The 25,527-nt window shown below is 58.5% G+C and carries 28 protein-coding genes and 1 tRNA gene; 20 read left to right on the forward strand and 9 right to left on the reverse strand.

All coding sequences use genetic code 11. From position 1 onward, the window contains the following. The first annotated feature begins 2 nt into the window (after positions 1-2). The 17 genes from ACQRCA_RS00375 to ACQRCA_RS00455 all read left to right on the forward strand — a co-directional run bounded on the left by ACQRCA_RS00375 (position 3) and on the right by ACQRCA_RS00455 (position 15,311). Positions 3-902, forward strand: coding sequence for a 4-hydroxy-3-methylbut-2-enyl diphosphate reductase (locus tag ACQRCA_RS00375; protein WP_427717422.1), 900 nt, complete (start codon positions 3-5; stop codon positions 900-902). A 2-nt stretch (positions 903-904) separates the two neighbouring features. Further along, a complete protein-coding gene (locus tag ACQRCA_RS00380; RefSeq protein ID WP_427717423.1) occupies positions 905-2,347 on the forward strand; it encodes a DUF512 domain-containing protein in 1,443 nt (480 codons plus the stop codon). 10 nt (positions 2,348-2,357) lie between these two features. Continuing rightward, positions 2,358-3,692: a ribosome biogenesis GTPase Der gene (gene der / locus ACQRCA_RS00385; protein WP_117629385.1), complete on the forward strand. Its 1,335-nt coding sequence runs from the start codon at positions 2,358-2,360 to the stop codon at positions 3,690-3,692. Then, a complete protein-coding gene (gene plsY / locus ACQRCA_RS00390) occupies positions 3,685-4,368 on the forward strand; it encodes a glycerol-3-phosphate 1-O-acyltransferase PlsY (RefSeq protein ID WP_427717425.1) in 684 nt (227 codons plus the stop codon). The genes der and plsY overlap by 8 nt, the downstream gene beginning before the upstream one ends. Positions 4,369-4,377: 9 nt before the next feature. Further along, positions 4,378-5,385 carry an NAD(P)H-dependent glycerol-3-phosphate dehydrogenase gene (locus tag ACQRCA_RS00395; protein ID WP_427717427.1) on the forward strand — a complete coding sequence of 336 codons (1,008 nt, stop codon included), beginning with the start codon at positions 4,378-4,380 and terminating at the stop codon, positions 5,383-5,385. Positions 5,386-5,403: 18 nt separating this feature from the next. Next, positions 5,404-6,075, forward strand: a complete 672-nt coding sequence (gene rpe / locus ACQRCA_RS00400; RefSeq protein WP_427717430.1) for a ribulose-phosphate 3-epimerase — start codon at positions 5,404-5,406, stop codon at positions 6,073-6,075. 6 nt (positions 6,076-6,081) lie between these two features. After that, on the forward strand, positions 6,082-7,260 hold the full coding sequence (locus ACQRCA_RS00405; protein WP_427717432.1) for a cysteine desulfurase family protein: 1,179 nt from the start codon (positions 6,082-6,084) through the stop codon (positions 7,258-7,260). After that, positions 7,257-8,066 (forward strand): Nif3-like dinuclear metal center hexameric protein, encoded by an 810-nt coding sequence (locus tag ACQRCA_RS00410; protein WP_427717435.1) that lies wholly within the window; start codon positions 7,257-7,259, stop codon positions 8,064-8,066. The genes ACQRCA_RS00405 and ACQRCA_RS00410 overlap by 4 nt, the downstream gene beginning before the upstream one ends. After that, positions 8,063-8,782: a zinc ribbon domain-containing protein gene (locus ACQRCA_RS00415; RefSeq protein WP_427717438.1), complete on the forward strand. Its 720-nt coding sequence runs from the start codon at positions 8,063-8,065 to the stop codon at positions 8,780-8,782. The genes ACQRCA_RS00410 and ACQRCA_RS00415 overlap by 4 nt, the downstream gene beginning before the upstream one ends. A 2-nt stretch (positions 8,783-8,784) precedes the next feature. Next, positions 8,785-9,999, forward strand: coding sequence for a bifunctional phosphopantothenoylcysteine decarboxylase/phosphopantothenate--cysteine ligase CoaBC (gene coaBC / locus ACQRCA_RS00420; protein WP_427717439.1), 1,215 nt, complete (start codon positions 8,785-8,787; stop codon positions 9,997-9,999). A gap of 80 nt (positions 10,000-10,079) precedes the next feature. Then, a tRNA-Pro gene (locus ACQRCA_RS00425) sits at positions 10,080-10,156 on the forward strand. 294 nt (positions 10,157-10,450) lie between these two features. Continuing rightward, positions 10,451-11,155, forward strand: a complete 705-nt coding sequence (locus ACQRCA_RS00430) for a CDP-alcohol phosphatidyltransferase family protein (RefSeq protein ID WP_427717441.1) — start codon at positions 10,451-10,453, stop codon at positions 11,153-11,155. A 66-nt stretch (positions 11,156-11,221) separates the two neighbouring features. Beyond that, positions 11,222-11,656, forward strand: coding sequence for an FHA domain-containing protein (locus tag ACQRCA_RS00435; RefSeq protein ID WP_195838557.1), 435 nt, complete (start codon positions 11,222-11,224; stop codon positions 11,654-11,656). Between the two features lie 3 nt (positions 11,657-11,659). Next, positions 11,660-12,544: a MerR family transcriptional regulator gene (locus ACQRCA_RS00440; RefSeq protein WP_427717444.1), complete on the forward strand. Its 885-nt coding sequence runs from the start codon at positions 11,660-11,662 to the stop codon at positions 12,542-12,544. A gap of 38 nt (positions 12,545-12,582) precedes the next feature. Beyond that, positions 12,583-13,113, forward strand: a complete 531-nt coding sequence (locus tag ACQRCA_RS00445) for an adenine phosphoribosyltransferase (RefSeq protein WP_195838556.1) — start codon at positions 12,583-12,585, stop codon at positions 13,111-13,113. A 32-nt stretch (positions 13,114-13,145) separates the two neighbouring features. After that, the gene (locus tag ACQRCA_RS00450) at positions 13,146-14,267 is read left to right on the forward strand and encodes a coiled-coil domain-containing protein (protein ID WP_154516376.1); all 1,122 of its coding nucleotides are present in this window, start codon (positions 13,146-13,148) and stop codon (positions 14,265-14,267) included. 177 nt (positions 14,268-14,444) lie between these two features. Continuing rightward, positions 14,445-15,311, forward strand: coding sequence for a DegV family protein (locus ACQRCA_RS00455; protein ID WP_427717446.1), 867 nt, complete (start codon positions 14,445-14,447; stop codon positions 15,309-15,311). 73 nt (positions 15,312-15,384) lie between these two features. On the opposite strand, the gene ACQRCA_RS00460 is transcribed toward ACQRCA_RS00455, so the two are convergent. Both ACQRCA_RS00460 and ACQRCA_RS00465 read right to left on the reverse strand, forming a co-directional pair. Beyond that, positions 15,385-15,996 (reverse strand): DUF1836 domain-containing protein, encoded by a 612-nt coding sequence (locus ACQRCA_RS00460; protein ID WP_427717447.1) that lies wholly within the window; start codon positions 15,994-15,996, stop codon positions 15,385-15,387. A gap of 154 nt (positions 15,997-16,150) precedes the next feature. Next, complete coding sequence (locus ACQRCA_RS00465; protein WP_427717450.1) at positions 16,151-17,089, reverse strand: NAD(P)/FAD-dependent oxidoreductase; 939 nt, start codon at positions 17,087-17,089, stop codon at positions 16,151-16,153. Positions 17,090-17,275: 186 nt separating this feature from the next. Between ACQRCA_RS00465 and ACQRCA_RS00470 the strand changes: the two genes are divergently transcribed. After that, positions 17,276-18,508, forward strand: a complete 1,233-nt coding sequence (locus ACQRCA_RS00470; protein ID WP_427717453.1) for an MGDG synthase family glycosyltransferase — start codon at positions 17,276-17,278, stop codon at positions 18,506-18,508. 134 nt (positions 18,509-18,642) lie between these two features. Here ACQRCA_RS00470 and dut read toward each other — a convergent pair whose 3' ends face one another. From dut to ACQRCA_RS00485, 3 genes are read right to left on the reverse strand one after another with little or no spacing between them, the layout of a single operon-like run. After that, complete coding sequence (gene dut / locus ACQRCA_RS00475) at positions 18,643-19,086, reverse strand: dUTP diphosphatase (RefSeq protein ID WP_427717456.1); 444 nt, start codon at positions 19,084-19,086, stop codon at positions 18,643-18,645. A gap of 4 nt (positions 19,087-19,090) precedes the next feature. After that, the gene (gene nrdR, locus ACQRCA_RS00480) at positions 19,091-19,534 is read right to left on the reverse strand and encodes a transcriptional regulator NrdR (RefSeq protein ID WP_427717459.1); all 444 of its coding nucleotides are present in this window, start codon (positions 19,532-19,534) and stop codon (positions 19,091-19,093) included. Between the two features lie 51 nt (positions 19,535-19,585). Further along, positions 19,586-20,035 (reverse strand): LysM peptidoglycan-binding domain-containing protein, encoded by a 450-nt coding sequence (locus tag ACQRCA_RS00485; RefSeq protein WP_427717462.1) that lies wholly within the window; start codon positions 20,033-20,035, stop codon positions 19,586-19,588. Between the two features lie 164 nt (positions 20,036-20,199). Between ACQRCA_RS00485 and lexA the strand changes: the two genes are divergently transcribed. Continuing rightward, on the forward strand, positions 20,200-20,844 hold the full coding sequence (gene lexA, locus ACQRCA_RS00490) for a transcriptional repressor LexA (protein ID WP_427717464.1): 645 nt from the start codon (positions 20,200-20,202) through the stop codon (positions 20,842-20,844). Then, positions 20,844-21,548, forward strand: coding sequence for a heparan-alpha-glucosaminide N-acetyltransferase (locus ACQRCA_RS00495; protein WP_427717466.1), 705 nt, complete (start codon positions 20,844-20,846; stop codon positions 21,546-21,548). The genes lexA and ACQRCA_RS00495 overlap by 1 nt, the downstream gene beginning before the upstream one ends. On the opposite strand, the gene hflX is transcribed toward ACQRCA_RS00495, so the two are convergent. The 4 genes from hflX to ACQRCA_RS00515 all read right to left on the reverse strand — a co-directional run bounded on the left by hflX (position 21,533) and on the right by ACQRCA_RS00515 (position 25,512). Next, positions 21,533-22,822, reverse strand: coding sequence for a GTPase HflX (hflX, locus tag ACQRCA_RS00500; RefSeq protein ID WP_427717469.1), 1,290 nt, complete (start codon positions 22,820-22,822; stop codon positions 21,533-21,535). The two genes, ACQRCA_RS00495 and hflX, sit on opposite strands and share 16 nt — an antisense overlap. Beyond that, complete coding sequence (miaA, locus tag ACQRCA_RS00505) at positions 22,822-23,760, reverse strand: tRNA (adenosine(37)-N6)-dimethylallyltransferase MiaA (protein ID WP_427717471.1); 939 nt, start codon at positions 23,758-23,760, stop codon at positions 22,822-22,824. Before miaA ends, hflX begins: the two co-directional genes overlap by 1 nt. Continuing rightward, a complete protein-coding gene (gene miaB, locus ACQRCA_RS00510) occupies positions 23,760-25,130 on the reverse strand; it encodes a tRNA (N6-isopentenyl adenosine(37)-C2)-methylthiotransferase MiaB (protein ID WP_427717472.1) in 1,371 nt (456 codons plus the stop codon). Before miaB ends, miaA begins: the two co-directional genes overlap by 1 nt. A 64-nt stretch (positions 25,131-25,194) precedes the next feature. After that, the gene (locus ACQRCA_RS00515; protein ID WP_118079896.1) at positions 25,195-25,512 is read right to left on the reverse strand and encodes a stage V sporulation protein S; all 318 of its coding nucleotides are present in this window, start codon (positions 25,510-25,512) and stop codon (positions 25,195-25,197) included. Positions 25,513-25,527: the final 15 nt, after the last annotated feature.

The following is a 25,527-nucleotide window of genomic DNA, read 5'->3' on the forward strand; positions in this document are numbered from 1 at the left end:
CCATGGGCGAGATCGTCATGAACACCGTCGAGGCTGCGCCCGGCAAGGCAGACGCCCCCACCATCGAAATCGCAGCGCATGCCGGTACCTGCTACGGCGTGCAGCGTGCACTCGACATGGCGCTGGCCGCCGCGCCGCAGGCAGGGGAGAGCGCTCAGGTCCACACGCTGGGTCCGCTCATCCATAACCCCATCGTGGTGCGCGAGCTCGCCGAGGCAGGCGTCGGTCTGGCAGACACCTTGGACGACGCCGCATCGGGCACCGTGGTCATTCGCGCGCACGGCGTGGTGCCGCAGGTCATCGAGGCTGCTCGCGAGCGCGGCCTTACTGTGGTCGATGCCACCTGTCCCTACGTCAAGAAGGTCCACGTGGCGGCCGAGCGCCTGGTGCGCGAGGGCTACCGTGTGATTGTCGTGGGCGAGCCGGGCCACCCCGAGGTCGAGGGCATCCTGGGTCACGCCGGCGATGACGCGCAGGTCGTGAGTTGCGCCGCCGATGCGGATGCGCTGCCGCTCAAGGGCAAGGTGGGCCTGGTTGTGCAGACCACCCAAACCGCGCAGAACCTGGCCGAGGTAGTGGCCTCCATCACCCCGCGTGTGCAGGAGCTGCGTGTGATCAACACCATCTGCGCTGCCACGAGCGAGCGACAGCAGGCGGCCGCCTCACTTGCCAACCGCTGCGACTGCATGGTCGTCGTGGGCGGCAAAAATTCGGGCAATACGCGCCGCCTGGCGCAGATTTGTGCCGATGTCTGCGAGCACACCCATCACATCGAGGAAGCATCCGAGATTGAGGCCGCATGGTTTGCCAACGCGCGCCACATCGGCATCACCGCCGGAGCCTCAACTCCGCAAGAACACATCGAACGCGCCGTTGCGCGCATCAAGGAGCTTTGTCGCTAATCATGGACCAGACCGTACCCGCATACGCCGCCGAGGTGGCCGATTACGGGCGCAGCCGCGACCCCGAGCCGGGTGAGGGCGCGCTCGTAAAGAACGTGCGTCCCGAATCGCCCGCATGGGATGTGGGTATCGAGCCGGGCATGCGCGTGCTCACGGTCAACGGCGAGCGACTCACCGACATGATCGTGTGGCTCTGGGAGGCCGACGAGGACACCGTCGACCTAGAGGTTCTCGACCCGCGCGACGGCACCGTCACCCCCGTCGAGCTCGATCGCTTTCCCGGCGAGGACTGGGGCCTTGAGTTCGACGGCCCCATCTTTGACGGCATGCGTACCTGTGTGAACGCCTGCGTGTTCTGCTTTATGACCATGCTGCCCAAGGGCGGCCGCTCCACGCTGTATATTCGCGATGACGACTACCGCCTGAGCTTTTTGCAGGGCAACTTTGTCACGCTCACGAACCTTTCCGACGAGGACGTGCAAAACGTTATCGACCGCAATATGAGTCCCATGAACGTGTCGGTCCATGCCGTAAGCCCCGACGTCCGCCGACGCATGATGGGCCGCAACGCCCAGCGCGGCATGGACGTGCTCGAGGCCATCATGGCCGCCGGCATCGAGATCCACGCGCAGATTGTGCTGTGTCCCGGCATGAACGACGGCGAGGAGCTGCAAAAGACCCTACGCTTTTGCGAGGAGCACGAACAGATCACGAGTCTGGGCATTGTGCCACTGGGCTTTACCAAGCACCAGAGACGATTTACCTGGTCATACAGCGACAAACCTGAGCTCGCGCGCGAAACCATTGCCATGATCCGTCCCTTCCAGGATCGTGCCTACAAGCGCTTTGGCCGCCACACCTTCCAGATGAGCGATGAGTTCTATCTGGACGCCGGCATCGAGCCACCCCAGGCCGATTTTTACGACGGCTACCCGCAGTATTACGACGGCATCGGTATGATCCGCTCGTATCTGGACGAGACCGACGACGTGCTTGCCGCCGACGCCGAGCGTCTGGCCCGCGTCCGCGCTGGCATCGCCGGGCGCAACCAGCGCCTCCTGTGCCTCTCCGGCGCCAGCGCGCGCGACACCGTGGCGCGCTTTGTGGAGTCGCCACGGGGCCTTGCCGGCACCGTCACCGCTATCGAAAACCGTTACTTTGGCGGCAACGTGGACGTCACCGGCCTCATCGTCGCATGCGACATTCTGGAGCAGCTGCCGCAGGACCTCTCGGGGGTTATGCTCTTTGTGCCTAAGCTCATGTTCAACGCTGACGGCATGACGCTTGACGAGTATCATCGTGACGATTTACTCGCAAGCCTTGAAGCTCGCGGCGCCGAGGTTCATGTGGTATCGACCATGCCGCATGAGCTGCTCGATACCCTGGAGCATATCCTTGGCATTATGCCCGCAGGCTCTAACATTTCCACTGACCCTACCCATTAAAGGAGTGCAGATGAAACCTATCGTCGCCGTCGTCGGACGCCCCAACGTGGGCAAGTCCACGCTCGTTAACCGCCTGGCCCAGACCTCGGACGCCATCGTCCATGAGTCCCGCGGCGTAACGCGCGACCGCTCCTACCACACGGCCGATTGGAACGGCCGTGAGTTCACCATCGTCGACACGGGTGGCATCGAGCCGCTCAAGAGCGATGACGTCTTTGCCACGTCCATCCGCGACCAGGCCCTCGCCGCCGCCGAGGAAGCCGCCGTCATCCTATTTGTGGTCGACGGCCGCACCGGCGTCACCGAGGAGGACGAGTCGGTCGCCCGCATGCTCAAGCGCTGCGACAAGCCGGTCTTTCTGCTGGTGAACAAGCTCGACAACCCCGATCGCGAAAACGACAGCATCTGGGAGTTTTATTCGCTCGGCATCGGCGAGCCAACGCCGCTCTCGGCCCTGCACGGCCACGGCACGGGCGACCTGCTCGACGACATCGTTGCCCTGTTGCCCGAGGAGGAGGACGAGGTCGCCGACGAGTTCCCCGACGCGCTGAACGTCGCCATCATCGGCCGCCCCAACGCCGGTAAGTCCTCGTTGTTCAACCGCATCCTGGGCGCCGACCGCTCTATCGTGTCCAACATCGCCGGCACCACGCGCGACGCCATCGACACCGTCGTGGAGCGCAACGGCAAGCACTACCGCATGGTCGACACCGCGGGTATTCGCAAGAAGAGCACCGTGTACGAGAACATCGAGTACTACTCCATGGTCCGCGGCCTGCGCGCCATCGACCGTGCTGACGTGGCACTGCTCGTCGTCGACGCCTCCGTGGGCGTTACCGAGCAGGACCAGAAGGTCATGGGCTTGGCCATCGAACGCGGCTGCGCCATCGTCGTTCTGCTCAACAAGTGGGATCTGCTCGACGACGACCGCAAGCGCGAGGCCTGCATGGAGACCGTCGACCGCCGTCTGGGCGTCATGGCTCCCTGGGCCCAGTACCTGCGCATCTCGGCCCTGACCGGCCGCAGCGTCGAGAAGATCTGGGCAATGGTCGACGCTGCCGAGAAGACGCGCTCGCAAAAGATCACCACCTCGCGCCTCAACACCTTCCTCACCGACCTGCGCGAGTTTGGCCACACCGTAGTGGACGGCAAGCGTCGCCTGCGCATGCACTACGTGACCCAGACGGGCGTCAACCCTCCGACGTTTACGTTCTTCGTCAACCACAGCGACCTGGTCAACGACACCTACCAGCGCTACGTGGAGAACCGCATGCGCTCGACCTTCGATTTTGCCGGCACGCCCATTCGACTCTTCTTTAGGAAGAAGGAGCAAAAGGATGCATAATCCGATTCTGCTGACCGCCATCTGCGCCGTGGTCTCGTTCTTTATCGGAGCGATTCCGTTTGGCCTGATCCTGGGCCGCGTGTTCAACCACACGGACATTCGCAAGGCGGGCTCCGGCAACATCGGCACCACCAACGCCCTGCGCGTAGCCGGTCCCAAGGTCGCCGCGCTCACGCTGCTGCTCGACTGCTTGAAGGGCGCCATCTGCGTCCTTATCGCGCGTCCGCTCATCGCGAGCGTGGGCTATGCCTTCCCGGTGAGCATTATGGCTCCCGGTGCCGCCGGCGACTGGATGCTCGGCGTCATTTGCCTGGCTGCCGTGTGGGGACACATCTTCTCGCCCTACCTCAACTTCCACGGCGGTAAGGGCATCGCTGTGGGGCTGGGCGTCATACTGGCCTGGTACTGGCCCATCGGACTTTCGCTGCTGGGCATGTTTATCGTGGCCGTCGCCATCACCAAGTATGTGTCGGTGGGCTCGCTTGCCGCGGCCATCGGTCTTCCCATCGCCGCCTGCGCGGTCTTTCCGTACAGCAGCCTGGGCCTCAAGTTTTGCATGGCGATGATCGGCATCACCGTGGTGTGGGCCCATCGCGCGAACATCAAAAAGCTCATGACGGGTAAGGAATCCAAGCTCTCGTTTACCAAGCGCGTCACCGAGCCCGACGATAAGTAGGAGAGAGTCATGAATGTTGCGCTGATTGGCTCCGGCTCCTGGGGAACCGCCGTCGCCGGCCTTGCCGCCGCGCGAGCCGAGCGCGTGACCATGTGGGCCCATAGTGAGCAGACGGCCGCCGGCATTAACGGTGAGCACCGCAACCCGCGCTATCTGGTGGACTACGTGCTGCCGGAAAACGTTGTCGCCACGACGGACCTGGCCCAGGCGCTCGACGGTGCCGATGCGATCATCTTTGCCGTGCCTTCGACGCACCTGCGCGACGTCTGCCACCAGGCGGCGCCCTTTATCGCCGCCGACACCCCGGTGCTCTGCCTCACCAAGGGCATCGAGCCCGAGTCCGGCATGCTCATGAGCGAGGTCATCGCCAGCGAGATCGGCAACGAGGCGCGTGTGGCGGCGCTCTCGGGCCCCAACCATGCCGAGGAGATATGCCGCGGCGGACTTTCCGCCGCCGTCATCGCCAGCAAAGACTCGCAGGTAGGGGAGACCTTTAAGGACCTGCTCCTATCCACGGCCTTCCGCATCTATCTCTCGCAGGACATGACCGGCGTCGAGGTTTGCGGCGCCATGAAAAACGTCATCGCCATCGTGTGCGGCATCTCCGCCGGTACCGGCGCGGGCGACAACACGCTCGCCCTTATCATGACGCGCGGCCTGGCAGAGATCAGCCGACTGGTGCACGCCCGCGGCGGCCAGGCCATGACCTGTATGGGTCTTGCCGGCATGGGTGACCTTATTGCCACCTGCACCTCCGAGCATTCGCGCAACCGCACCTTCGGCTACGAGTTTGCCCACGGCGTATCGCTCGACGAGTACCAGGCGCGCACGCATATGGTGGTCGAGGGCGCCGTCGCCGCCCGCAGCGTGAGCGAGCTCGCCCGTTCGCTGGGCGTAGACATTCCGCTCACCTTTGCCGTGGAGCAAACGCTCTACAACGGTGTTACTTTGGATAGGGCGCTCGAGATCCTTACCGACCGCGTCCCCTCTCAAGAGTTCTACGGACTCACCGACTAGCGCAGAAAGGCTACTACCATGGGTTCCATCAAAATCGCTCCGTCCGTCCTTTCGGCTGACATGGCCAACCTCAAGGGCGAGCTCGACAAGATCGCCGGCGCCGACTATGTGCACTTCGACGTCATGGACGGTCACTTTACCGGCAACCTCACCTTTGGCGTCGAAATCCTCAAGGCCGTCAAGCGCTCCACCAAGGTGCCGGTCGACGCGCACCTGATGGTGTCGAACCCCGACGAGACCGTCGATTGGTATGCCGACGCCGGCGCCGATATGATCACCGTGCACTACGAAGCCTCCACGCACCTGCACCGCACGCTCACGCATCTGCAGCAGCGCGGCGTCAAGGCCGGCGTGGTGCTCAACCCCGCCACGCCCGTCTGCGTGCTCGAGAGCATCATCGAGGTCGTCGACATGGTGCTGCTCATGAGCGTGAACCCCGGCTTTGGCGGCCAGAGCTTTATCCCGGGCACGCTGCATAAGCTCCACGAGCTCAAGGCCATGTGCGAGCGCCACGGTGTGTCGCCCATGATCGAGGTCGACGGCGGCATCTCTTCCAAAAACATCGCCGAGGTCGTCAAGGCCGGCGCCAACGTACTCGTAGCCGGCTCCGCCGTATTTAAGTCCGAAGATCCCGCCGCCGAGGTTGCGCTGCTGCAGAAGCTGGGCAACGAGGCCGCACAGGAGGCATAAACCCTTATGACCGCAGGTCAAAACCGCATACCCGTGAATCTTGACTATGCCGCCTCGACGCCCATGCGCGCCGAGGCGCTCCTTGCGCAGCGCGAGTACGACGAAAGCGAGCTTGCCGGCGTCAACCCCAACTCGCTGCACTCGCTCGGCCGCAAGGCTGCCGCACGTCTGGAGGTTGCACGCCGCGAGATCGCCCGCAGCTTTGGCGCGCGCGTTCGCCCGTCCGAGATTGTCCTAACCAACGGCGGTACCGAGGCCAACCAGCTGGCGCTCCTCGGACTTGCCGAGGGTGCCCGTCAGCGCGATCGTAAGCGCGAGCGCGTGATCGTGTCTGCGATCGAGCATGATTCGATCCTGGACAACCTACCGCTGCTGCGAGCCGCGGGCTTTACCGTCGACCTGGTGCAGCCCTGCCGTGCGGGCTACATCGAGCCTGCCGCGCTGAGCGACTTGTTGGGCGACGACGTCGCGCTCGTGAGCATCATGGCCGCCAACAACGAGACCGGCGTGGTACAGCCTATCCGCGAGCTTGCCGCGGCTGCGCATACCGTGGGCGCCCTGTTCCACACCGATGCCATCCAGGGCTATCTGCATATTCCGCTCGATGTGACCGAGCTGGGCGTCGATGCCATGACCGTTGCAGCACACAAGATTGGCGGCCCCGTAGCCTCCGGCGCGTTATACCTAAAAAGCCGCACGCCGCTGCGCCCCCGCATCTTTGGTGGGGGACAGGAAGCCGGACGTCGTGCCGGCACGCAGGACCTGCGCACGCAGCTGGCCTTTGCCGCTGCCGCCTCGTCTCTGGCGCCCCATGTGGCTCAGGAGCGCGAGAAGCTGCAAGCCCTTTCCGACAGGCTCTACGCCACGCTCACGGCCCATCCGCGCATCCACGCCACCATGGGCGACTACACGCAGGCCGACCGTCTGCCCGGCATGGTTTCGATCAACGTCGACGGCATGGACTCCGAGGAGCTCATCATCAAGCTCGATGCCGCCGGTTTTGAGGTGTCGGCCGGATCGGCTTGCTCGAGCGGCAGCATGGACCCGAGCCACGTGCTCAGCGCCATGGGCATTGGTCGCGAGCAGGCGCTGGGCGCACTGCGCATCTCCTTCGATGACCGCGTGAATCCGAGCGATCTGGACGATTTTGCCCAGACGCTGCTCTCGATCGTAGGTGCCGCATGATCGTCGCCGAGCTCGAGCGTGCCCTGCTGGCACGCTATCCCAAGACGGACGCCGAGCCCTGGGACCACGTAGGCTTATCCGTTGGCGACCCCGACGACGAGATCCGTGGCGTTGCCTGCGCGCTTGACGCCACCAGGGACAACGTGCAGCGCGCCTTGGAAGCCGGAGCCAACGTGTTGCTCACGCATCATCCCGTCTACATCAAGGCGCCCGAGTCGTTTTGCCCGCCCAGCGCAACGCGCCCCCAATGCAGCGCGGCGCTCTACGAGGCGGCCCGCTGCGGGGTGAGCATCATCTCGCTCCACACCAACCTGGACCGCTCGCACGAGGCGCGTGCCTGTCTATGCAAGCTGCTGAACGCCGTGCCCGATAGCTCGCTGGAGCACGTGGACGACCCCGAGTCGACCGGCCTGGGCGCGCTTGCAACACTCAACGACCCGTGCACGCTGCGCGATCTTGCCGCCCGTGCTGCCACGGCCTTCGGAAGCGACCCACGCGTATGGGGCGATGCCGAGCGCCCGTGCCGCACCGTCGCCATTCTGGGCGGCTCCCTCGGCGACTTTGGCGAGCTTGCCATCGCCGCCGGTGCGGATGTCATCGTGACGGGCGAGGCGGGCTATCACGTGGCGCAAGATCTTGCCTTGCGCGGGCTGAGCGTGATCTTGCTCGGCCACGACCGCTCCGAGGAGCCGTTCGTGGATATCTTGATGAACTCTGCGGTTGACGCCGGGGTCGACCCCCGTCATGCGATTAAAATACTGAACCCTTGCCAATGGTGGACTGTGACAAAAGGAGAGAACTTATGAGCGCCGGCGCTACGCTACTCAAGCTGCAACAGATCGATTTGGAGCTCGCCCGCAACAAGAGCGAACTTGCCAATATGCCGGAGCTCAAGGAGCTCGCCTCAAAGCGCAAAACCTATGTAAAGCTTAAGTCCGAAATGACCAAGCTCTACGCTCAGCGCAAGGACCTCGACATTGAGCTGGACGATCTCAACACCACCGAGATCCAGACCAACAACGCCATCGAGGCCGCCAAGAAACGCCACTTCGACGGCTCTGACTACCGCGAGGTCCAGGATCTGGAAAACGAGCTCGCCACCCTGGCCAAGCGCCTGGACAAGATTGAGCACACCCGCAAGGATGTCGTTGTCGCCCACAAGGAGGCGCTCGACCGTGAGGCTCGCGCGCAGGCCATCATCGCCAAATTCGAGGAGGGCGTGAAGGCCGACACCAAGGCTGCCCGTGCCAAGGCCGCCGACCTCCAGGCTCAGATTGATGCCGCCACCAAGGAGCGCACCACGCTTGCCGCCACGCTGCCGACCGACGTGCTCACCGACTACGAGCGTCTACTCAAGCAGTTCCGTGGCCTGGCCGTCGAGACCATTAAGGGCAACATCCCCACGGTCTGCCACACCGCGCTGCAGGCGTCGTCCATGAGCGACCTCAACCACGACGGTAGTGAGATTACGCACTGCCCGTACTGCCACCGCCTGCTCGTGCTCCCCAACAAGGAAGCCTAGCAATGACGACGGCACCCGACAATTCAATGCAACTTGAGGGAAAAACGATCCTGCTGGGCATTACCGGCGGGATCGCCGCCTATAAGTCGTGCAATATCGTGCGCCTGCTGCAAAAGCGCGGCGCCCGCGTCAAGGTCGTTATGAGCGAGCATGCCACGGAGTTTGTGGGCCCGCTCACCTTTCGCGCGCTCACGGGCGACCCTGTCGCTGTAGGTCTGTTCGACGACCCCTCCGACCCCATCCACCATATCTCGCTGGCGCAGGAGCCCGACTTGGTGGTCGTGGCGCCCGCGACGGCCAATATCATCGCCAAGATGGCCAACGGCATCGCCGATGACCTCATCTCCACTACGCTGCTTGCCACGCCGCGTCCTATCGTGGTCGCGCCGGCCATGAACAATGGCATGTGGAAGGCGCCGGCCACGCAGGCCAACATGACCACGCTGCGCGAGCGCGGTGTCCACGTTGTGGGTCCGGGTAGCGGCTACCTTGCCTGCGGCGATGTGGACACGGGACGCATGAGCGAGCCCGAGGACATCGTCGAGGCCGTCTGCAAGCTGCTCGACCCCGCTCCTCAGGACCTTGTGGGCAAGCGCATCGTGATCACCGCCGGCCCCACGCACGAGCCGATCGACCCCGTGCGCTTCATTGGCAACCGTTCATCGGGCAAGATGGGTATCGCCCTGGCGGGGGAGGCCGCGCGCCGCGGTGCCGCCGTCACGCTCGTGCTGGGACCGACATCGCTCGACGTTCCCTGCGGCGTGGAGTGCGTGCGCGTACAAACCGCGGCGGAAATGCTCCAGGCTGCGCTGAGCGCCTTTCAGACGGCCGACGCGGCCATTTGTGCCGCCGCCGTCGCCGACTACACGCCTGCGGCCCCGGCGAACCATAAACTCAAAAAGGCCAACGAGCGCCTGGATCGAATTGAGCTCGTCGAGACCGTTGACATCCTGGCCGAACTCTCACGCCAAAAGGGCGAGCGCCGTGTAATCGGCTTTGCGGCCGAGACCGATAACGTCGTGGAGTACGCGCAGCGCAAACTCGTGCGCAAGGGTTGCGATGCCATTATCGCCAACGATGTCTCGCGCGCGGATTCGGGCTTTGGGACCGATACCAACAAGGCCTGGATAGTAAGTACAGCGGGCACGCAAGAACTTCCCGTACTAACAAAACCCCAGCTCGCAGATACAATTTTAGACTTGCTTCAAAATTTGTAAAAAAGTTCTTGCACAAGGACAAAGTTTCGGGTTACTATACACCCTGTTGCGAGCGAGAGCAGAGCAACAAACAAATGCTTCGGGACGTGGCGCAGCTTGGTAGCGCACTTGACTGGGGGTCAAGGGGTCGCTGGTTCGAATCCAGTCGTCCCGACCAGAAGTTTGCAGGTCAGGCACCTAGTGCCTGACCTTTTTTGTTTTAAGCAATTGCTTATAGCAACGAAGAGTCAACGACTTTCCCGTTCAATACGTCTACGCAACAAAAACCTGTACAACAGCCTCCACAAACAACATTTTTCGACATGTTTGGAGGCTGATGTACACAAAAGCGATAAACATCCCGGCCGATACCGTCCTCCACATGTCTGGACTCTCTATGCTCGCGCTGGATAGACATCGCCAGAACGGGTATAGTATCGAGAGTTTTGTCGTTTACCAGCGGGGGAGTCCTGTGGGCATCAAAAAGAAGATCAAAAAGGAGCTTATCGGCACCTCCGATTACCCGTCGAATAAGATTTTCACGATCTCCAATTTCATTACCTTCACGCGCCTGATCCTCACGCTGGTCTTCCTGTACCTGTTTGTGACGGACAACAACCGTGTCGTCGCCATTGTCATCTATGCCATCGCGGCCTCCACCGACTGGATGGACGGTCAGATTGCCCGCATGACCAAAACGGTCTCGTGGCTCGGCAAGGTTATGGATCCCATCTGCGACCGTGCGCTGCTATTTACAGGCGTTTTAGGTCTCGTGGTTCGCGGCGAGCTTCCCATCTGGGTCTGCGTGCTCATCATTGGGCGCGATATCTACCTGGGCATCGGCACGCTCATCGTGCGCCACTACCACCGTCGCCCCATCGACGTAGTGTTTCCCGGCAAGATTGCCACGGCGCTGCTCATGACCGGCTTCTCGCTCATGCTGCTGGGCTTTCCCACCGTGGACGGCTGGCATCTGCTGCCCGCCACGTTCACGGCCTTCCCGGGCCTCAACGGCAGCTCGGTACCGCTCGGCATCTTCTTTGTGTATGGCGGCGTCATCTTCTCCATGCTCACCGCTGTCATCTATTCCATTAAGGGTGGAGCGGCCATTAAACAGGCTGTTGCGCATCCAGAGGACGAAGACATCGACTTTCTTAACCCCGAAATCGAAGACTAAGCCATTGGGGTATTATTACGTACAGTTCATTCTTTGCGGCATGTCCGCGTTAAGTTAGGGGTTGTCATGGACAACATGGTTAACAATATGCCTCAAAACGATAAGACTGCCGACGCAACCTGCGTCTTCCGTGTGCCTTCGAGCGACGTTACCGTTCCCGATCTTATGGCGAACGTTCGCATCACTGCCCCCGTTCTGTCTATTGTCAAGGGGCCGCAGACCGGTGCTGCCTTTGAACTCGAGGATGATGTGACCACCATTGGCCGCGATCCGGCAAACGGCATTTTCCTCAATGACATGACCGTATCGCGTAGCCACGCACGCATTATTCGCGAGGGTCTGGCTGCTCGCATCGAGGACTTAGGCTCGCTCAACGGCACGTGGGTTGACGGCGCTATCGTCAATGCCGCCCCGCTGCACGACGGATCTTCCGTCCAGATCGGTACGTTCACGCTCATCTACCACGAGAGCACGCCGGAGCGCATCGAAACCGGTGAGTAGGGCATGGCCGAACGCAACTATCTGAGTATCGGCCAGGTCGTCAATTTACTTCGAGGCGCATACCCCGATCTTTCGAACTCAAAAATTAGATTTCTAGAAGATGAGGGGCTCATCACCCCTCATCGTACGCCTAAGGGGTATCGCCAATACTCCAAGGAGGACGTTGACCGTCTAGAGGTCATTCTGCACCTGCAGAAGACTCGCTACATGCCGCTCAACGTGATCAAGCAACGTCTGGAAAACGCTACAGATCTCTCCACGCTTGCCTACGAGGTGGGTCTGCTGTCCGATGTTCCGCTCAAGACGGAACCAAAGGAAACCAAGCAGAAACTGCACCCCATCGAGACCATTCCGGATATGTTGGGCGTCGAGATCTCGTTTATTCGCTCCTTGGCCGAAAACGACCTTATTCGCATTATCAAGAGTCCGCAGAACCGTGAGCTCGTCGACGGGCGCGATTTTCCGATTATCCGCTACTGTTCTGAGCTGTCACGCTTTCATATCGAGCCGCGAAACCTTCGTCAGTACGTATCATCCGCCAACCGCGAGTCTTCGATGTTCGAGCAAGTGCTCGTGAGTATGCTTGGCATGGACACCTCCGATGACGAACGCGATGCCAAGCTCGAACGCGCGTTTAAGAAGTTACATGACCTCACCGAGGGCGTGCATACCGCGCTGCTCAAGAACCGCGTATTTGAGTCACTCAACGCCGTAGTCGAGGACGCCGATATCGATGCCCTCGATGAGGAAATCGCACGCTCCGAATCAACCAAGGCCAAAAGCGAAGAGGCAACTGCCTCCGCGGTCCCCGTGCGCGAGGAATCCCTCGTGCAGCCGCTTAAGGTTGTCGCCCCCTCGCACACCGGCACCGCCAGCGCGGACAAATAAACGCTTCTACAAACCAGCCTCCCATGAAAGGTCACACCATGTACGACTTCGAATCTCACATCGTCGACATCCCCGACTATCCCGAGCCCGGAGTCGTCTTTAAGGACATCACGCCGCTCTTTAGCAATCCCGAAGCGCTTAAAGCCATGGTCGACGCACTAGCGGAGCATTTCTCCGGCATGGGCATCACTAAGGTTGTAGGACCCGAGGCTCGCGGTTTTATGGTAGGCGTGCCTGTTGCCGTGGCACTCGGCGCCGGCTTTGTTCCTGCACGTAAACCGGGAAAACTGCCACGTAAGACCGTTAGCCAGGAATACGAGCTCGAGTATGGAACCGATTCGATTGAGATTCACGTCGATGCCATCAGCTCTAAAGATACCGTGTTGATTCTGGACGACTTGGTCGCGACGGGCGGAACCGTCGAGGCAACAGGTAAACTGGTGCGAGATATGGGCGCAAAGCTCGTAGGTTATGGTTGTATCCTTGAGCTTGCGTTTCTTAATCCTCGCAAGAAGCTCACGCCTTCTAACGAGGACGTTGAGCTCTTTAGCCTGGTAACGGTGGACTAGCCGCTACCCTTAGATACCGGAAAGGAAGCTCCATGCGCACAGCAAACACGCACAAAAACATGGCACGCTGCGCTGCTACGGCAACCCTCGCTTGTGTTTTGGGCTTGGGCCTCGCGGCTCCTGCCTATGCCGATACCGCGTCCGATCTTGCCGCCGCTCGTACCAAACTCGAGCAGATCGGTACGCAAACCCAGCAAATTCATGAAGAACTCTCCGCTCAGACGCAGGAGCTTGATCAGACTGCAGGCGAGATCACGCAAAAGCAGCAAGAGATTGCCGAGGGTCAGGCAAAGCTTTCGTCCTACGTTGCCGGTGAGTACAAGACCGGCGGTCTGAGTCTCCTTCAGGTTCTGACGGGCGTCGACGATCTGGGCGATATGCTCAACCGTTTGTTCTACTACGGCAAGGTTTCCGACAAGCAGGCCCAGACCATTCAGGAGGTCAAGGACCTTAAGCAGCAGCTCACCGATAAGCAGGCCGAGCAGGAGAAGAACGTCGCCGCGACGCAGAAGAAGGTCGACGAACTCAACGCCCAGCAGGCTGAGGCCCAGAGTGTCGTGAACTCCCTGGATTCACAGCTGCAGGCCGAGCTTGCTGCCGAGGCCGAGGCGAACGCCGCGCTGCAGGCTGGCATAAATGCCAGCACCGCCGAAAAGGCCACGGTGAGCAACGACACCGCCGGTACGACCGAGAACACCAATAATGGTGGCGGTACGACCAACAACGGCGGCGGCAACACGCCTGCGCCCGCGCCCGCTCCTGCTCCCACGCCGCAGCCCTCGACGCCCGCCCCGGCACCGGCCCCTTCCGCGCCGAGCCAGTCCGTTGACGGCGGCAGCGTTGTCTCTCGCGCTTATAGCAAGCTTGGTTGCGCTTATTCCTGGGGCGGCATTGGCCCGAACAGCTTTGACTGCTCCGGCTTTGTAAGCTACTGCCTCACCGGCCGCTACTGCCGCCTGGGCACTACCGGCACCTTCATGGGTTGGCCCCGTGTTTCTGATCCTCAGCCGGGCGACGTCGTGGTTAACTCTTACCACACCGGCATCTACATTGGTAACGGCCAGATGATCCATGCTTCCGACTACAGCACGGGCGTTATCATCAGCTCCGTTGCCGCTGGCATGAACAACAATTATATTTTCGTTCGCTATTAAGTGTTTTAACTCAGCTAACGAAAGTGGACCTCGTATCCTTTGGGAGCGAGGTCCATTGTTTTATCTCGACCGCCCATTTTGTGTGTAAACTACAATCTAGTTTTGAATACTAGATATGCGCAGCATCTGTCCAAAAGATAGCTATAATTGTTGAGGAACAACTAGAAAGGACCCTCAATGAGCTGGGCACTCATCTCAGATTCGAGCTGCAATCTTCGCGATTGGCAACCAACCGCACCTCATACCACCTTTGCATTTGCACCCCTTAAGATCCGAGTGGGGGAGCGTGAATTTGTCGACGATCTCTCGCTCGATGTTCACGAGCTTAATGTTGCCATTCAATCGGAATCCAGCGCATCATCGAGCTCCTGCCCAAGCGTAGGGGAGTGGGCTGAGCTCTTTAAGCTCGCCGACAAGACGATCTGCATGCCCATCTCCGAGGGCGTCTCGGGAAGCTACAATGCCGCGGCCACTGCGCGTGACATGGTGCTTGCCGAAGAGCCCAATCGTAAGATTCACCTGGTTAATTCGCGCGCAGCAGGCGGCAAGATGGACCTGATCTTCTTACTGTTTGATCGCTATCTTGCAAGTAAACCGGATGCCTCCTTTGAGGAAGCCTGCGCCTACTTCGATAGCTTGGAGCAGAACAGCAAGATCCTCTTTAGTTTATGCAATTACGAAAACCTTGCGAAGGCCGGACGTATCCCCAAGGCGGCCGGTGTTATTGCCAACAAGCTCAACATCCGCATTTTGGGCACGGCGAGCGAAGCGGGCGAAATTGAACTCGTTGGGCATACGCGTGGCGAAAAGAAGATGCTCACCAAGATTGTCGACACCATGGAGGCCGAGGGTTTCACGGGCGGCGAGGTCATCATCGATCACGTTGAGAACGAAGCTGGAGCCCAGGCGCTTGCCGACCGCATTGTGGAGCACTGGCCAGGCTCCAAGACTATCATCATGCCCTGCAACGGCCTAGATTCCTATTACGCCGAGATGCATGGTCTCATCATCGGCTACGGCATGGGCGTGGCTTCGGGCCGATAAAGCTCAACCAAGCAAAAACGCGGACGGGACAAAGTGACTGATGGCTCTTTATCCCGCCCGCGTTATACGTCGCCTAGCTATTAAACCCATTGAACTTGAGGTAGCTCATCAGGTACGCCTTCGATACAAAAGACGAAACCGCACTGCGTACGAGCAGCGATTCGCGCGTAACCTGATGTGCGGTATCGGGCACGGGAGTCTGCTCAAGGGAAAAAGCCGCACGAATCGATGCCTCAAGTTGATCGACTACATAATCGAAGGCCGTCGGAGCGTCGTAGCTCAAGCGCTGAATATTAAAGAGCGCCTGAACCGCAGCGATGGGCAGCACCTGCTTAAAGATACAAATGGCAATGAGACGCGCAATCTGCTCACGGCCATACTGCTTTTTAACCGGAGCAGGAACGAGGCCGACCTTTACGTAGTTATTGATCATCGAAGGCGTGATAACGGGCTGCTCTACGCAAATCGAAAGCGGCTCCATCCACAGTGCAACATATTCAATAACCTGATCACGATAGAGTGTTACGTTGGGTAGCTGGTCATAGCGTGGCAGGCAGAGCGTATTGAGCTTGCGAACCATATCGGACTGAATAAATGCATCCGGCAGAACCGTCGGCTGAATATCCTCCGGCTTAATGCTGACCGATGTATCGGACATCGGGATAACATGTTTGACGTGGTTCATAAGAGACCTCCGTTCGTTTTCTATATTGTATTCTAGAATATCTAGTTTTGCATACCACATAGTCGCTAAGTAAAAGTGGTTGGACAGCACATTGACGCACCGTCCAACCACTTTGTATAAAGATAACAACCTTACATAAGATATATTATCGTACTTATCCTCGTAAGAAGGCGTATGCGCTGGTTGCCGCTATGGCTCCGTCCGAAACGGCGGTCACAACCTGGCGTAAACGCTTGGAACGGATATCGCCGGCAGCAAACAAGCCCGGCGTGCGCGTGGCCATCGAGTCGTCGGTAACGATACCGCCGTCAGGCGCCAGATCCACCAGATGCTGTACAAGCTCAGTATGGGGCTGTGTTCCGGCAAAGACAAAGATGCCAAACGAACCTGGATCGAAGGACTCGAAATAGGTATCACCAGTGGCGTTGTCCTTAAACGTGATAGTTGTAGGCATGGCCTCGCCCGATAGCTCCACAATACTAGTTTGGTACCTAACAGAAATATTATCTTTAGCGAGCACCTTTTGAACCACGCCATCGGGAGCACGGAACTGATCGCGGCGCAAGACGATGGTCACGCTGCTGGCAATTTCTGATAAGAACAGGGCTTCCTCGCAGGCAGCATTACCGCCGCCAATGACAAAGACCTGTTTGCCACGAAAGAACATGCCGTCGCACGTCGCACAATACGAAACGCCGCGACCGCGATACGTATCCTCGCCGATAAAGCCAGCAGAGCGCGGCGTGGCGCCCATGCAAGCGATAACACTCGAGGCCAGCGTATCGCCCGTATCGTGATGCACCGTAAACAGCGCCGCATCCGCATCGTAATCGATACCCGTAACCATGCTCCATACGACCTGCGCACCCAGGCCCTCTGCATGTTGCTGAAAACGCTCGCCGAGTTCGGCGCCGCTCAAGAGCGGAATGCCCGGATAGTTTTCGACCTCATTGGTTGTGGCGATCTGTCCTCCCGACATGCCCTGTTCAATCACGGTCGTCGTTAGATTGGATCGCGCAGCATAAATGGCTGCAGCATAGCCCGCTGGGCCGCCGCCGATAATCGCAACATCGATCGGCTGATGGGTAGTCATGGAGTGTCCTCTCATCGAAACATTGGCGTTCTTTGCGCTCATACCCAAATTTAGGAGAACATGACAGTCATGCACTACAATGATTCTTTGCGAAACAACGATGAAGGGGAGTTATCGATGGATCAAACGCAGATGGGCAATGACGCTCCCCTGCCCACGCAAAGCGCCCCCCAATCGGAGCAATTGATGCCGTCACCTGGACAAAAGCCCTTAGTGACCATTGTCCACGCATCGGTTGGTTCGGGACACAAAGCGGCAGCTAATGCTATCGCACAAGCATTCGAGCTTATACGCGGCACCAAGGGCATACCGCAGGATGTCGAAATTGAGGTCTTGGATATCCTCGATTTTGGACGCATAAAATTCGACGGCAACAAAACGGCCGCATCGTTTACCGGCGCTACACGCCCAATTTATGACTTGACCTGGCGATATACCCTTACCGGACACCTGCTTTGGGGCGGCGGCACGGCATGGTCGCGCATTATGTTCCCCGCATTTAACGAATACGTTCGCACTCGCAGGCCTATTGCCGTGGTCGCCACACATATCACGGCAGCCAACGTTGCGGTTGGTGCGCGCGTCATTACGGGCATCGACTATCCCGTCATTTGCGTGCCGACCGATTACGAGGTCGAGGGCTGGTGGCCCCATAAGGACACTGACTTATTCTGCGTGGCAAACGAGTTTATGGCCGAGACGCTCCGCCCACGCAAGGTTCCTGAGGCAAAGATACGCATTACGGGCATCCCTATTCGCGCCGGATTTGACACGGATTACAATCGTGAGGAAGAACTCGAGAAGTTCAATCTCCCTACCGACAAGACCATTGTGCTGGTAATGGCCGGCGCCAGTTTGCCTCAACCGTACGTTCGCTTTCGCGCGGCGATGGACCAAACCCTCCCCTTCCTCCGTAGCTTCGAGGACATGCACTTTGTCTTTTTGCCGGGCAAGGACACGGAATACGCTACGCGCCTGAAAACGCTCTTCGAAGCCATGAAACTCGAAAACGTCACGGTTCTTGACTATGTCGATGACATGGCAGCGCTCATGCACGGCTGCGATCTGGCAATTCTCAAATCGGGCGGACTCACTGTTACCGAATGCCTGTGTGCACACCTGCCGATGATTCTGTTGGGCAAGTCCTATGGCCAGGAAAAGGCCAACACCACCATGCTCACCGACTTGGGCGCCAGCATGCATGTCACCACCGCACGCGAGCTCATCGTGACGCTGCGCCATCTCCACGATCATCCCGAGTCGCTCAAGGCACTGCTCATCAATGGCGAAGTGCTACGCCGTCCACACGCGGCCGAGGACATCGCCATCGCAACCATGGAGCTTGCAGGCAAGCCCCAAAAGCGCAAACGAGCCTTCTGCCGCTTCTACTGGGGCGGAAAACCCGCGCATATCCGCTAGGGTCTTAATGTCCGCTTACCCGCGGGAGGCCCCTATATATCATCCCATGCTCAAACATTCTCGCTTCGCTGCGAAACTGCGCGTGGGACGATATATAGGCGGGTCGGGCCGGTCAGCGGACAGTACGTAAACGACTAAGCGACGCCGCTAGAACCGAAACCGCCGGCTCCTCGGTCGGTTTCGTCTAGTTCATCTACCTCCACGAGATTGACCGTGGGAACCTCTTGGATGACGAGTTGAGCGATTCGGTCGCCCTTGTTAATCTGGATTTCATTGGATGGATCCAGGTTGATAAGGATGACTTTAAGCTCTCCTCGGTAGTGGGCGTCTATAAGACCGGGCGTGTTGACTATAGACAGACCCTGCTTAATAGCCAGGCCACTGCGAGGCTGAACGAAGCCAGCGTATCCATCGGGCAGCGCGATCGCAAGGCCGGTAGAGACCAAGCGTCGCTCGAAGGGCTTAAGGGTACAGTCCTCATTGGCACGGAGGTCCAAACCGGCATCTGTAGGATGGGCGTATTTGGGAAGCTCGATCGTAGGGTCGAGACGCTTAATGTTGACCGTAATGTTGGACATAAAATCACCTTAACTTGTCGAGCTCTTGCAAAAACTCATCGATGTCTTTGAAATCGCGATAGACCGAGGCAAAGCGAATGTAGGCCACCTTGTCGATCTTGGCCAAGCGCTTAAGCACCATGTCGCCCAGGTCGTGGGACGTAACAGCCGTCAGCGTACGGGAACGTAGCTCCACCTCGATGTCATCGATGAGCTCATTGAGCTTTTTCGTGTCGATGTCGCGCTTAATCGTAGCGCGCATTAAGCCGACCAGCAGCTTATTGCGATCGAACCGCTGCCTTGACCCGTCAGATTTGATGACCTCGATGGGGTCTTCGCATCGCTCGAATGTTGTGAAGCGATAGTTGCACGAACAACATTCACGGCGGCGTTTAATGGTGTTATTAGATTCCTGCATACGGGAATCGACAACACGGGTATGTGCATTGCCGCATCTGGGACAGCGCATGGTACCTCCTCCAAAACGATAACAAGGGTACCATGTACCGGTGTTTAAATCTTACGAACGCGCAGGAACTTTAAGAACGTCACCCGCATCGAGTGACCCATGCTCCAGATGATTGACACTGCGAATTATGTCAGAAGTCTCCTGCGTAGAAAGACCGTCAACGGAATGCTCCTGAGCAAGCGACCACAAGGAATCGCCAGACTGAACACGGACGGTCTCATAGGTAACGTTAGATGCCGACTCGGCATATGCGGCGTGACGAGCGCTGAAGATCGAGGTAGCAAGTACAAAGAAGAGCGTGAGCGCAACGGCCAGGGCGACAATCGTCGAGGCCTTCAGAGCAACGGGGGCCGAAGTCGTGGCGACGCACTGGCTGCGGACGGGCTTGCCAGGCAGTGTTTGAAAACCAGATCGGCCGCCTTTGACAACCGTGAAAGCCGGCGCCGCAGGCGTCTCGAGCTTAAGGGCGAGGTTTCCCTGGACCATATCCGTTGCATTCATCATGTTCTCCTCTCGCGTTTTTTTGACGAGAACTGTTTTATCAAGGCGCGAGGACAAAAAAGTCTAGCGCGGGAACGAGTGTTCGGTTATTATTATCTTCGAACAGTTGTTCCTGTCAAGCAAACATAGAACATTTGTTTGGGTTAGGTAGAGAGGAATCCCTGATGGCTCGCAAAATTACCAAGCGACAGCAGCAGATTTACGACTTCATCAAGGAGTATCAGCAGGAAAAGGGCTATCCGCCCAGCGTGCGTGAGATGGCTTCGGCTGTGGGTCTTTCCTCCCCTAGCACCGTACATGCACATCTCTCCGCTCTGGAAGCACGCGGCCTGCTCAAACGTGACGCCACCAAGCCTCGTGCCCTAGAGCTCTTTGACGAGGACGGAGCCTCCGTCTCCATCTCAAAGTCCGATGAGCCCACGGCACCCCGCGGAACCGTATCGCTACCCCTCGTGGGCCGTGTCGCCGCGGGGATCCCCATCCTTGCCGAGCAGAATATCGAGGACACCTTTACCATCCCGACCGAGATCGCAACGGACCAGGGGTCTTTTATCCTCGAGGTCCACGGTAATTCGATGATTAACGTCGGTATCCTTAACGGCGACTATATCATCGTTCGCGAACAGAAGAGTGCCATGAATGGCGAGATCGTTGTGGCCATGATCGATGGCTCCGCAACGGTCAAAACGTTCTACAAAGAGCAGGGACGAGTTCGCTTGCAGCCCGAAAACGACACCATGGAGCCCATCTATGCGACAAATCCGACGATCCTGGGCAAGGTTGTTGGATTGATGCGCCGGTTCTCGTAATGCAAAACCGCATCACGGTCTTTGATACCATTCGCGGATTTACCATGCTGTCGATGGCAGGATTTCATGCTTGCTACGATCTTGCCTATCTTTATGGTTGGGATATTCCCTGGTTTACTCAGACCATCTTCCAAGACATCTGGCGTGCCAGCATCAGTTGGGTATTTTTGTTTATTGCCGGCTGGATGTGCACCCTCTCGCGCAACAACATAAAGCGTGCCGCTAAATATGCCGCTGCCGCTTTTGTTGTATGGGTCGCGACGACGCTCGTCTCAGTCGATGACTCGGTGAACTTCGGCATCATGTTCTGCATGGCGGCCTGCACCGCCATTGTCGCGCTCGCGCGTCCAGTGATTGTTAAAGTGCCGTCGGTATGGGGTATAGCAATTTGCCTCACACTTTTTGCCCTTACCTGGAGCATTCCTAAAACGGTTTATCCTATCCCCTATTTAGCTTGGCTGGGTTTCCCAGGTCCAGACTTTGTCTCTGGTGATTACTATCCAGTCATACCATTCTTATTTATGTACCTTGCAGGCTTCTTTGCCGCCCACACGACTCAGGAAGCAAACTATGAGGCGCCGGGATGGGCCTATGCGAATCCCATCCCGGCGCTCGCAAGTCTCGGGCGCCATGCGCTGCCGTTCTACCTGCTTCATCAACCGGTTATCTTGGGTGTACTGGAGCTGATTTACTCTGTTCGATAACGCTCGAGACGCGGTGCGATACGGGCTGGAAGCTTTGCCACAATACGAACGCCGTCCTCGAGGTATTCCTCGTGCAGAAGGGTTCCCTGTTCGTGCACGAGCGTGATTAACGCGCCCTCTCGATACGGGATATCGGCCGAGAGCAACACGTCCGTAGCGGCCGCTTCACGAGCGATGCGGTCCACTAAGTCATCAAGGCCCTCACCCGTCTGAGCCGAGAACAATACCGCCTCGGGATAGCGCCGGCGAAAGCTCAAGCGGTCGACGCTATCGAGCAGATCGATTTTATTGAACACGGTAAGCGTCAGGCGCTCACCGGCACCAATCTCGTCAAGGACGCGATCAACCGCCTCAAGCTGACGCTCGTAATCCTCATCGGAAGCATCCACAACTTTAAGAACCAAATCGGCGCCGAGCACCTCGGAAAGCGTAGATTTAAACGCGTCGACCAGGCCATGGGGCAGCTTTTGAATAAAGCCAACGGTATCAGTGATCGTCATGCCACGGCCACCGGGTAAATGATACGAACGCGTCGTAGGATCGAGCGTGGCAAACAGCTTATCCTGCGAAAGTACCGTGGATCCCGTCAATCGATTAAGCAACGTCGACTTGCCGGCATTGGTGTAGCCAGCCAACGCTACGCGAAACGCCGGCGATTCAATACGGCTTTTCGATTGCACATCACGACGTTGTTCAACCTGTTTCAATTCGCGGCGAAGCGCAGCGATCTTGTCGCGAATCAGGCGACGGTCGACCTCGAGCTGGCTTTCGCCCTGGCCAAAACGCGATCCAATGCCGCCACGCGTCTGTTCCTTAGCAAGGTGGCTCCACATACCTCGCAGACGGGGCAGTAGATACTGCAACTGAGCCAGCTGGACCTGTAAGCGACCCTCACGCGTCTGGGCATGCAGGCCAAAGATATCCAAAATCAACGCCGTACGGTCAATAATCTTGACCGGTTCGCCCACGGCTTTCTCAAGATAGGACTGCTGTGAAGGAGTCAAGTCGTCGTCGAAGATTACAACATCCGCATCCATACGATGCACCAAACCGCATAGCTCCTCGACCTTACCGGAGCCGATAAACGATTTGGGATAAGGTTTAACCAGACGCTGAGACAAGCGTGCCACGCATTGGGCTCCAGCAGTGTGAGCCAAGCGCTCGAGCTCGTCGAGCGAACGGTCGAGCGGCCAGGCGTTATCGCGCCACTCAACACCAACCAAGACGGCACGCTCAGGTTCAGGTGCCGTGGGAACCAAGGGAAAACGTGCCATTAGGCAGCCTCGATACGACGGTAGATATCATCGACGACCTCATCGATGGTAAACTCATCCATATCGAACCACACGATGCGATCGTCACGCTTAAACCAGGAAAGTTGGCGCTTGGCATAGCGACGTGAACGCATCTTGATAAGCTCGCGGGCCTCATCCATGGTGATAGCGCCTCGCAAGGCATCAATAATCTCTTTGTAACCTATTGCCTGCATCGACGTGAGTGCATCACCCAGGCCCTGGTCCATAAGGCCACGGACCTCATCGACCAGCCCCTGCTCAAACATAAGGTCGACACGCAGGTTAATGCGCTCATACAGCACTTCACGGCTACGCGTCAGACCAAACCACATGGCATGATAGCGCTCATGCGGAACGCTGAATTTCGACTTCTGCTGGGCATACGACACACCGTCATCGTGCATCTCGAGCGCACGGATCACGCGGCGCACGTTATGAGGATGAATCACGGCAGCCGATTCCGGATCACGCTCGGCAAGCAGGGCATGCAATGCTTCCTCGCCAATACGCTCGGCAAGCTCCTGATAACCCGCGCGACGTTCGTCCTCGAGCTCTCCCGAAGGAAAATCCATTTCATCGAGTGCAGCCTTTAGATACAAGCCCGTACCACCGCAAAAGACCGGAAGCCGTTGCTCACCTAGCAAACGCTCGATATGCGCCCGGGCATCAGACTGATAGAGCGCAGCAGAATACGCGACGCCCGGGTCCACGATATCGACAAGGCGCAGGGGCACCGAGCACTCCTCGGGCATCATCTTGGCCGTACCGATATCCATACCGCGATAGATTTGCATCGCGTCACACGATAACACTTCAGACGACAGACGAGAGGCCAGGCGGTCGGCAACATCACTCTTGCCGACCGCCGTCGGACCGACGATCGCTACGGCAGAAAGGTTTGTGCCGGGGGAAACCATTAGCGAGGCTCACCCACAACGGATCCAGACAGATACCACGTCTTGGCGACATCCACATCGACGTCGACGATTTTGCCGATAAGCTGATCGATGCTATAGCCAGCGGGAATCGGCGCATGCACTGTCTGGTTCTTAGGACTTTTACCAAGAAGGACAGCGTCGTTTTTCTTGCTCGTGCCCTCAATAAGCGCAGGCACCACGGTGTGAAGCTCGCCCTGGTTATACTCGTATGCCGTCGTCTCGATAACCTTGACCAGACGGTTAAAGCGCTCAAGGATAACCTCATGCGGGGTGGGATCATAAATCTCAGCTGCCGGGGTACCGGCGCGCTTGGAGTAAATAAACGTGTAGGCCTGGGCATAGCGCACCGTCTCGGCAAGCGAGAGCGTCTGCTCAAAGTCTTCCTCGGTCTCGCCCGGGAAGCCCACGATGATGTCGGTCGAAAGCGCAATTTCGGGCATACGGTTACGAATGCGATCGACCAGCCCCAGATAATCCTCGCGCGTGTACCGACGATTCATCTCTTTAAGGATGCGCGTGGAACCCGACTGAACGGCTAGGTGAAGCTGCGGCATAACGGCAGGTGTCTCGGCCATAGCATCGATGGTCTCGGGAAGCAAATCCTTGGGGTGCGAAGAAGTAAAGAAGATACGTTCGACGCCCGTATCACCCACGGCGCGCAGCAGGTCGGCAAAGCGCGGCTTGCCAAAGAGATCGCGACCGTAGGAGTTAACGTTTTGTCCCAGCAGCGTAATCTCGCGCACACCCTGACGCACCAGACCCGTCACCTCGTCGACAATCTCCTCGAAGGGGCGGCTCTTCTCGCGACCACGGACGTACGGCACGATGCAGTACGTACAGAAGTTGTTGCAGCCCGTCATGATGGGCACCCATGCATGATACTGCGTCTCGCGATGCCACGGCATACTCATGGCGTCCGTATCTTCATGCTCATTCGTGCGGATATGGCGCTTGCCATCCATAAACGCCTCGGCGATAAGCTCCGCCACGTGCGCAATCGAATGCGTACCAAAAATAACGTTGACGTTATCGACGTTGGTGAGCAAGCCCTCACCATCGCGCTGAGCGATGCAACCACCCACGGCGACCACACGCTTGCCCGAAGGAGAAGGAGGGAGACTCTTGCAGGAGTTGCACTGACCATACAGGCGCGTATCGGCAGCCTCGCGCACACAGCACGTCATGAATACGACAATATCGGCATGCTCCGGATCGAGCGCCATAAGACAGCCATAGGAATCGAGCAAACCGCTCACGCGCTCGGAGTCATGCTGATTCATCTGGCAGCCAAATGTGCGGATAAAATAGGTTTTACCGGCAAGAATATCGCGTACGAAGCGCTGGTCCATGAGCTTACATCCTAACGATGATATCGACGGGGCACAAAGGTGCTACAAACGTGCGAAAACTCGCTTACGCAACAGGCTTAACGTCGTCCATGACGACATTGTCCATAGCAGCCCGATTAATCTGGTGAACGTAGATAGAGAGACGGATTGCCGTGCGAGACTCCCCGTTAATGAGGATGTCAGAGAACACCGGCGCACAAGAGACATCAAAGCCAGTCGGAATCAAAAAACCTCGCGCAATGGCAACGGCCTTTATGGCCTGGTTGACGGCGCCGGCACCGACGCACTGAATGTTGACGGGAACGCCATCTTTGACCATACCGGCAATGGCGCCGGCAACGGACGCGGGCGATGATTTGCTTGATACCTTCAGGCAATCCATGAAGAAACTCCTGCG

The organism is Collinsella sp. SGI.095 (genome assembly GCF_050314535.1).
Classification (GTDB): domain Bacteria; phylum Actinomycetota; class Coriobacteriia; order Coriobacteriales; family Coriobacteriaceae; genus Collinsella.

Excerpts from the sequence above, each read along its gene's own strand:
- der (WP_117629385.1), top strand. The coding sequence starts at position 2,358 with ATGAAACCTATCGTCGCCGTCGTCGGACGCCCCAACGTGGGCAAGTCC.
- ACQRCA_RS00405 (WP_427717432.1), top strand. The coding sequence starts at position 6,082 with ATGACCGCAGGTCAAAACCGCATACCCGTGAATCTTGACTATGCCGCC.
- ACQRCA_RS00445 (WP_195838556.1), top strand. The coding sequence starts at position 12,583 with ATGTACGACTTCGAATCTCACATCGTCGACATCCCCGACTATCCCGAG.
- ACQRCA_RS00485 (WP_427717462.1), bottom strand. The coding sequence starts at position 20,035 with ATGAATGCAACGGATATGGTCCAGGGAAACCTCGCCCTTAAGCTCGAG.
- ACQRCA_RS00455 (WP_427717446.1), top strand. The coding sequence starts at position 14,445 with ATGAGCTGGGCACTCATCTCAGATTCGAGCTGCAATCTTCGCGATTGG.
- miaB (WP_427717472.1), bottom strand. The coding sequence starts at position 25,130 with ATGGACCAGCGCTTCGTACGCGATATTCTTGCCGGTAAAACCTATTTT.
- ACQRCA_RS00410 (WP_427717435.1), top strand. The coding sequence starts at position 7,257 with ATGATCGTCGCCGAGCTCGAGCGTGCCCTGCTGGCACGCTATCCCAAG.
- ACQRCA_RS00495 (WP_427717466.1), top strand. The coding sequence starts at position 20,844 with ATGCAAAACCGCATCACGGTCTTTGATACCATTCGCGGATTTACCATG.
- miaA (WP_427717471.1), bottom strand. The coding sequence starts at position 23,760 with ATGGTTTCCCCCGGCACAAACCTTTCTGCCGTAGCGATCGTCGGTCCG.
- ACQRCA_RS00435 (WP_195838557.1), top strand. The coding sequence starts at position 11,222 with ATGGACAACATGGTTAACAATATGCCTCAAAACGATAAGACTGCCGAC.
- ACQRCA_RS00470 (WP_427717453.1), top strand. The coding sequence starts at position 17,276 with ATGCCGTCACCTGGACAAAAGCCCTTAGTGACCATTGTCCACGCATCG.
- coaBC (WP_427717439.1), top strand. The coding sequence starts at position 8,785 with ATGACGACGGCACCCGACAATTCAATGCAACTTGAGGGAAAAACGATC.
- dut (WP_427717456.1), bottom strand. The coding sequence starts at position 19,086 with ATGTCCAACATTACGGTCAACATTAAGCGTCTCGACCCTACGATCGAG.
- ACQRCA_RS00395 (WP_427717427.1), top strand. The coding sequence starts at position 4,378 with ATGAATGTTGCGCTGATTGGCTCCGGCTCCTGGGGAACCGCCGTCGCC.
- ACQRCA_RS00465 (WP_427717450.1), bottom strand. The coding sequence starts at position 17,089 with ATGACTACCCATCAGCCGATCGATGTTGCGATTATCGGCGGCGGCCCA.
- lexA (WP_427717464.1), top strand. The coding sequence starts at position 20,200 with ATGGCTCGCAAAATTACCAAGCGACAGCAGCAGATTTACGACTTCATC.
- ACQRCA_RS00450 (WP_154516376.1), top strand. The coding sequence starts at position 13,146 with ATGCGCACAGCAAACACGCACAAAAACATGGCACGCTGCGCTGCTACG.
- ACQRCA_RS00460 (WP_427717447.1), bottom strand. The coding sequence starts at position 15,996 with ATGAACCACGTCAAACATGTTATCCCGATGTCCGATACATCGGTCAGC.
- ACQRCA_RS00415 (WP_427717438.1), top strand. The coding sequence starts at position 8,063 with ATGAGCGCCGGCGCTACGCTACTCAAGCTGCAACAGATCGATTTGGAG.
- rpe (WP_427717430.1), top strand. The coding sequence starts at position 5,404 with ATGGGTTCCATCAAAATCGCTCCGTCCGTCCTTTCGGCTGACATGGCC.
- ACQRCA_RS00375 (WP_427717422.1), top strand. The coding sequence starts at position 3 with ATGGGCGAGATCGTCATGAACACCGTCGAGGCTGCGCCCGGCAAGGCA.
- ACQRCA_RS00515 (WP_118079896.1), bottom strand. The coding sequence starts at position 25,512 with ATGGATTGCCTGAAGGTATCAAGCAAATCATCGCCCGCGTCCGTTGCC.
- ACQRCA_RS00380 (WP_427717423.1), top strand. The coding sequence starts at position 905 with ATGGACCAGACCGTACCCGCATACGCCGCCGAGGTGGCCGATTACGGG.
- nrdR (WP_427717459.1), bottom strand. The coding sequence starts at position 19,534 with ATGCGCTGTCCCAGATGCGGCAATGCACATACCCGTGTTGTCGATTCC.
- ACQRCA_RS00440 (WP_427717444.1), top strand. The coding sequence starts at position 11,660 with ATGGCCGAACGCAACTATCTGAGTATCGGCCAGGTCGTCAATTTACTT.
- plsY (WP_427717425.1), top strand. The coding sequence starts at position 3,685 with ATGCATAATCCGATTCTGCTGACCGCCATCTGCGCCGTGGTCTCGTTC.
- hflX (WP_427717469.1), bottom strand. The coding sequence starts at position 22,822 with ATGGCACGTTTTCCCTTGGTTCCCACGGCACCTGAACCTGAGCGTGCC.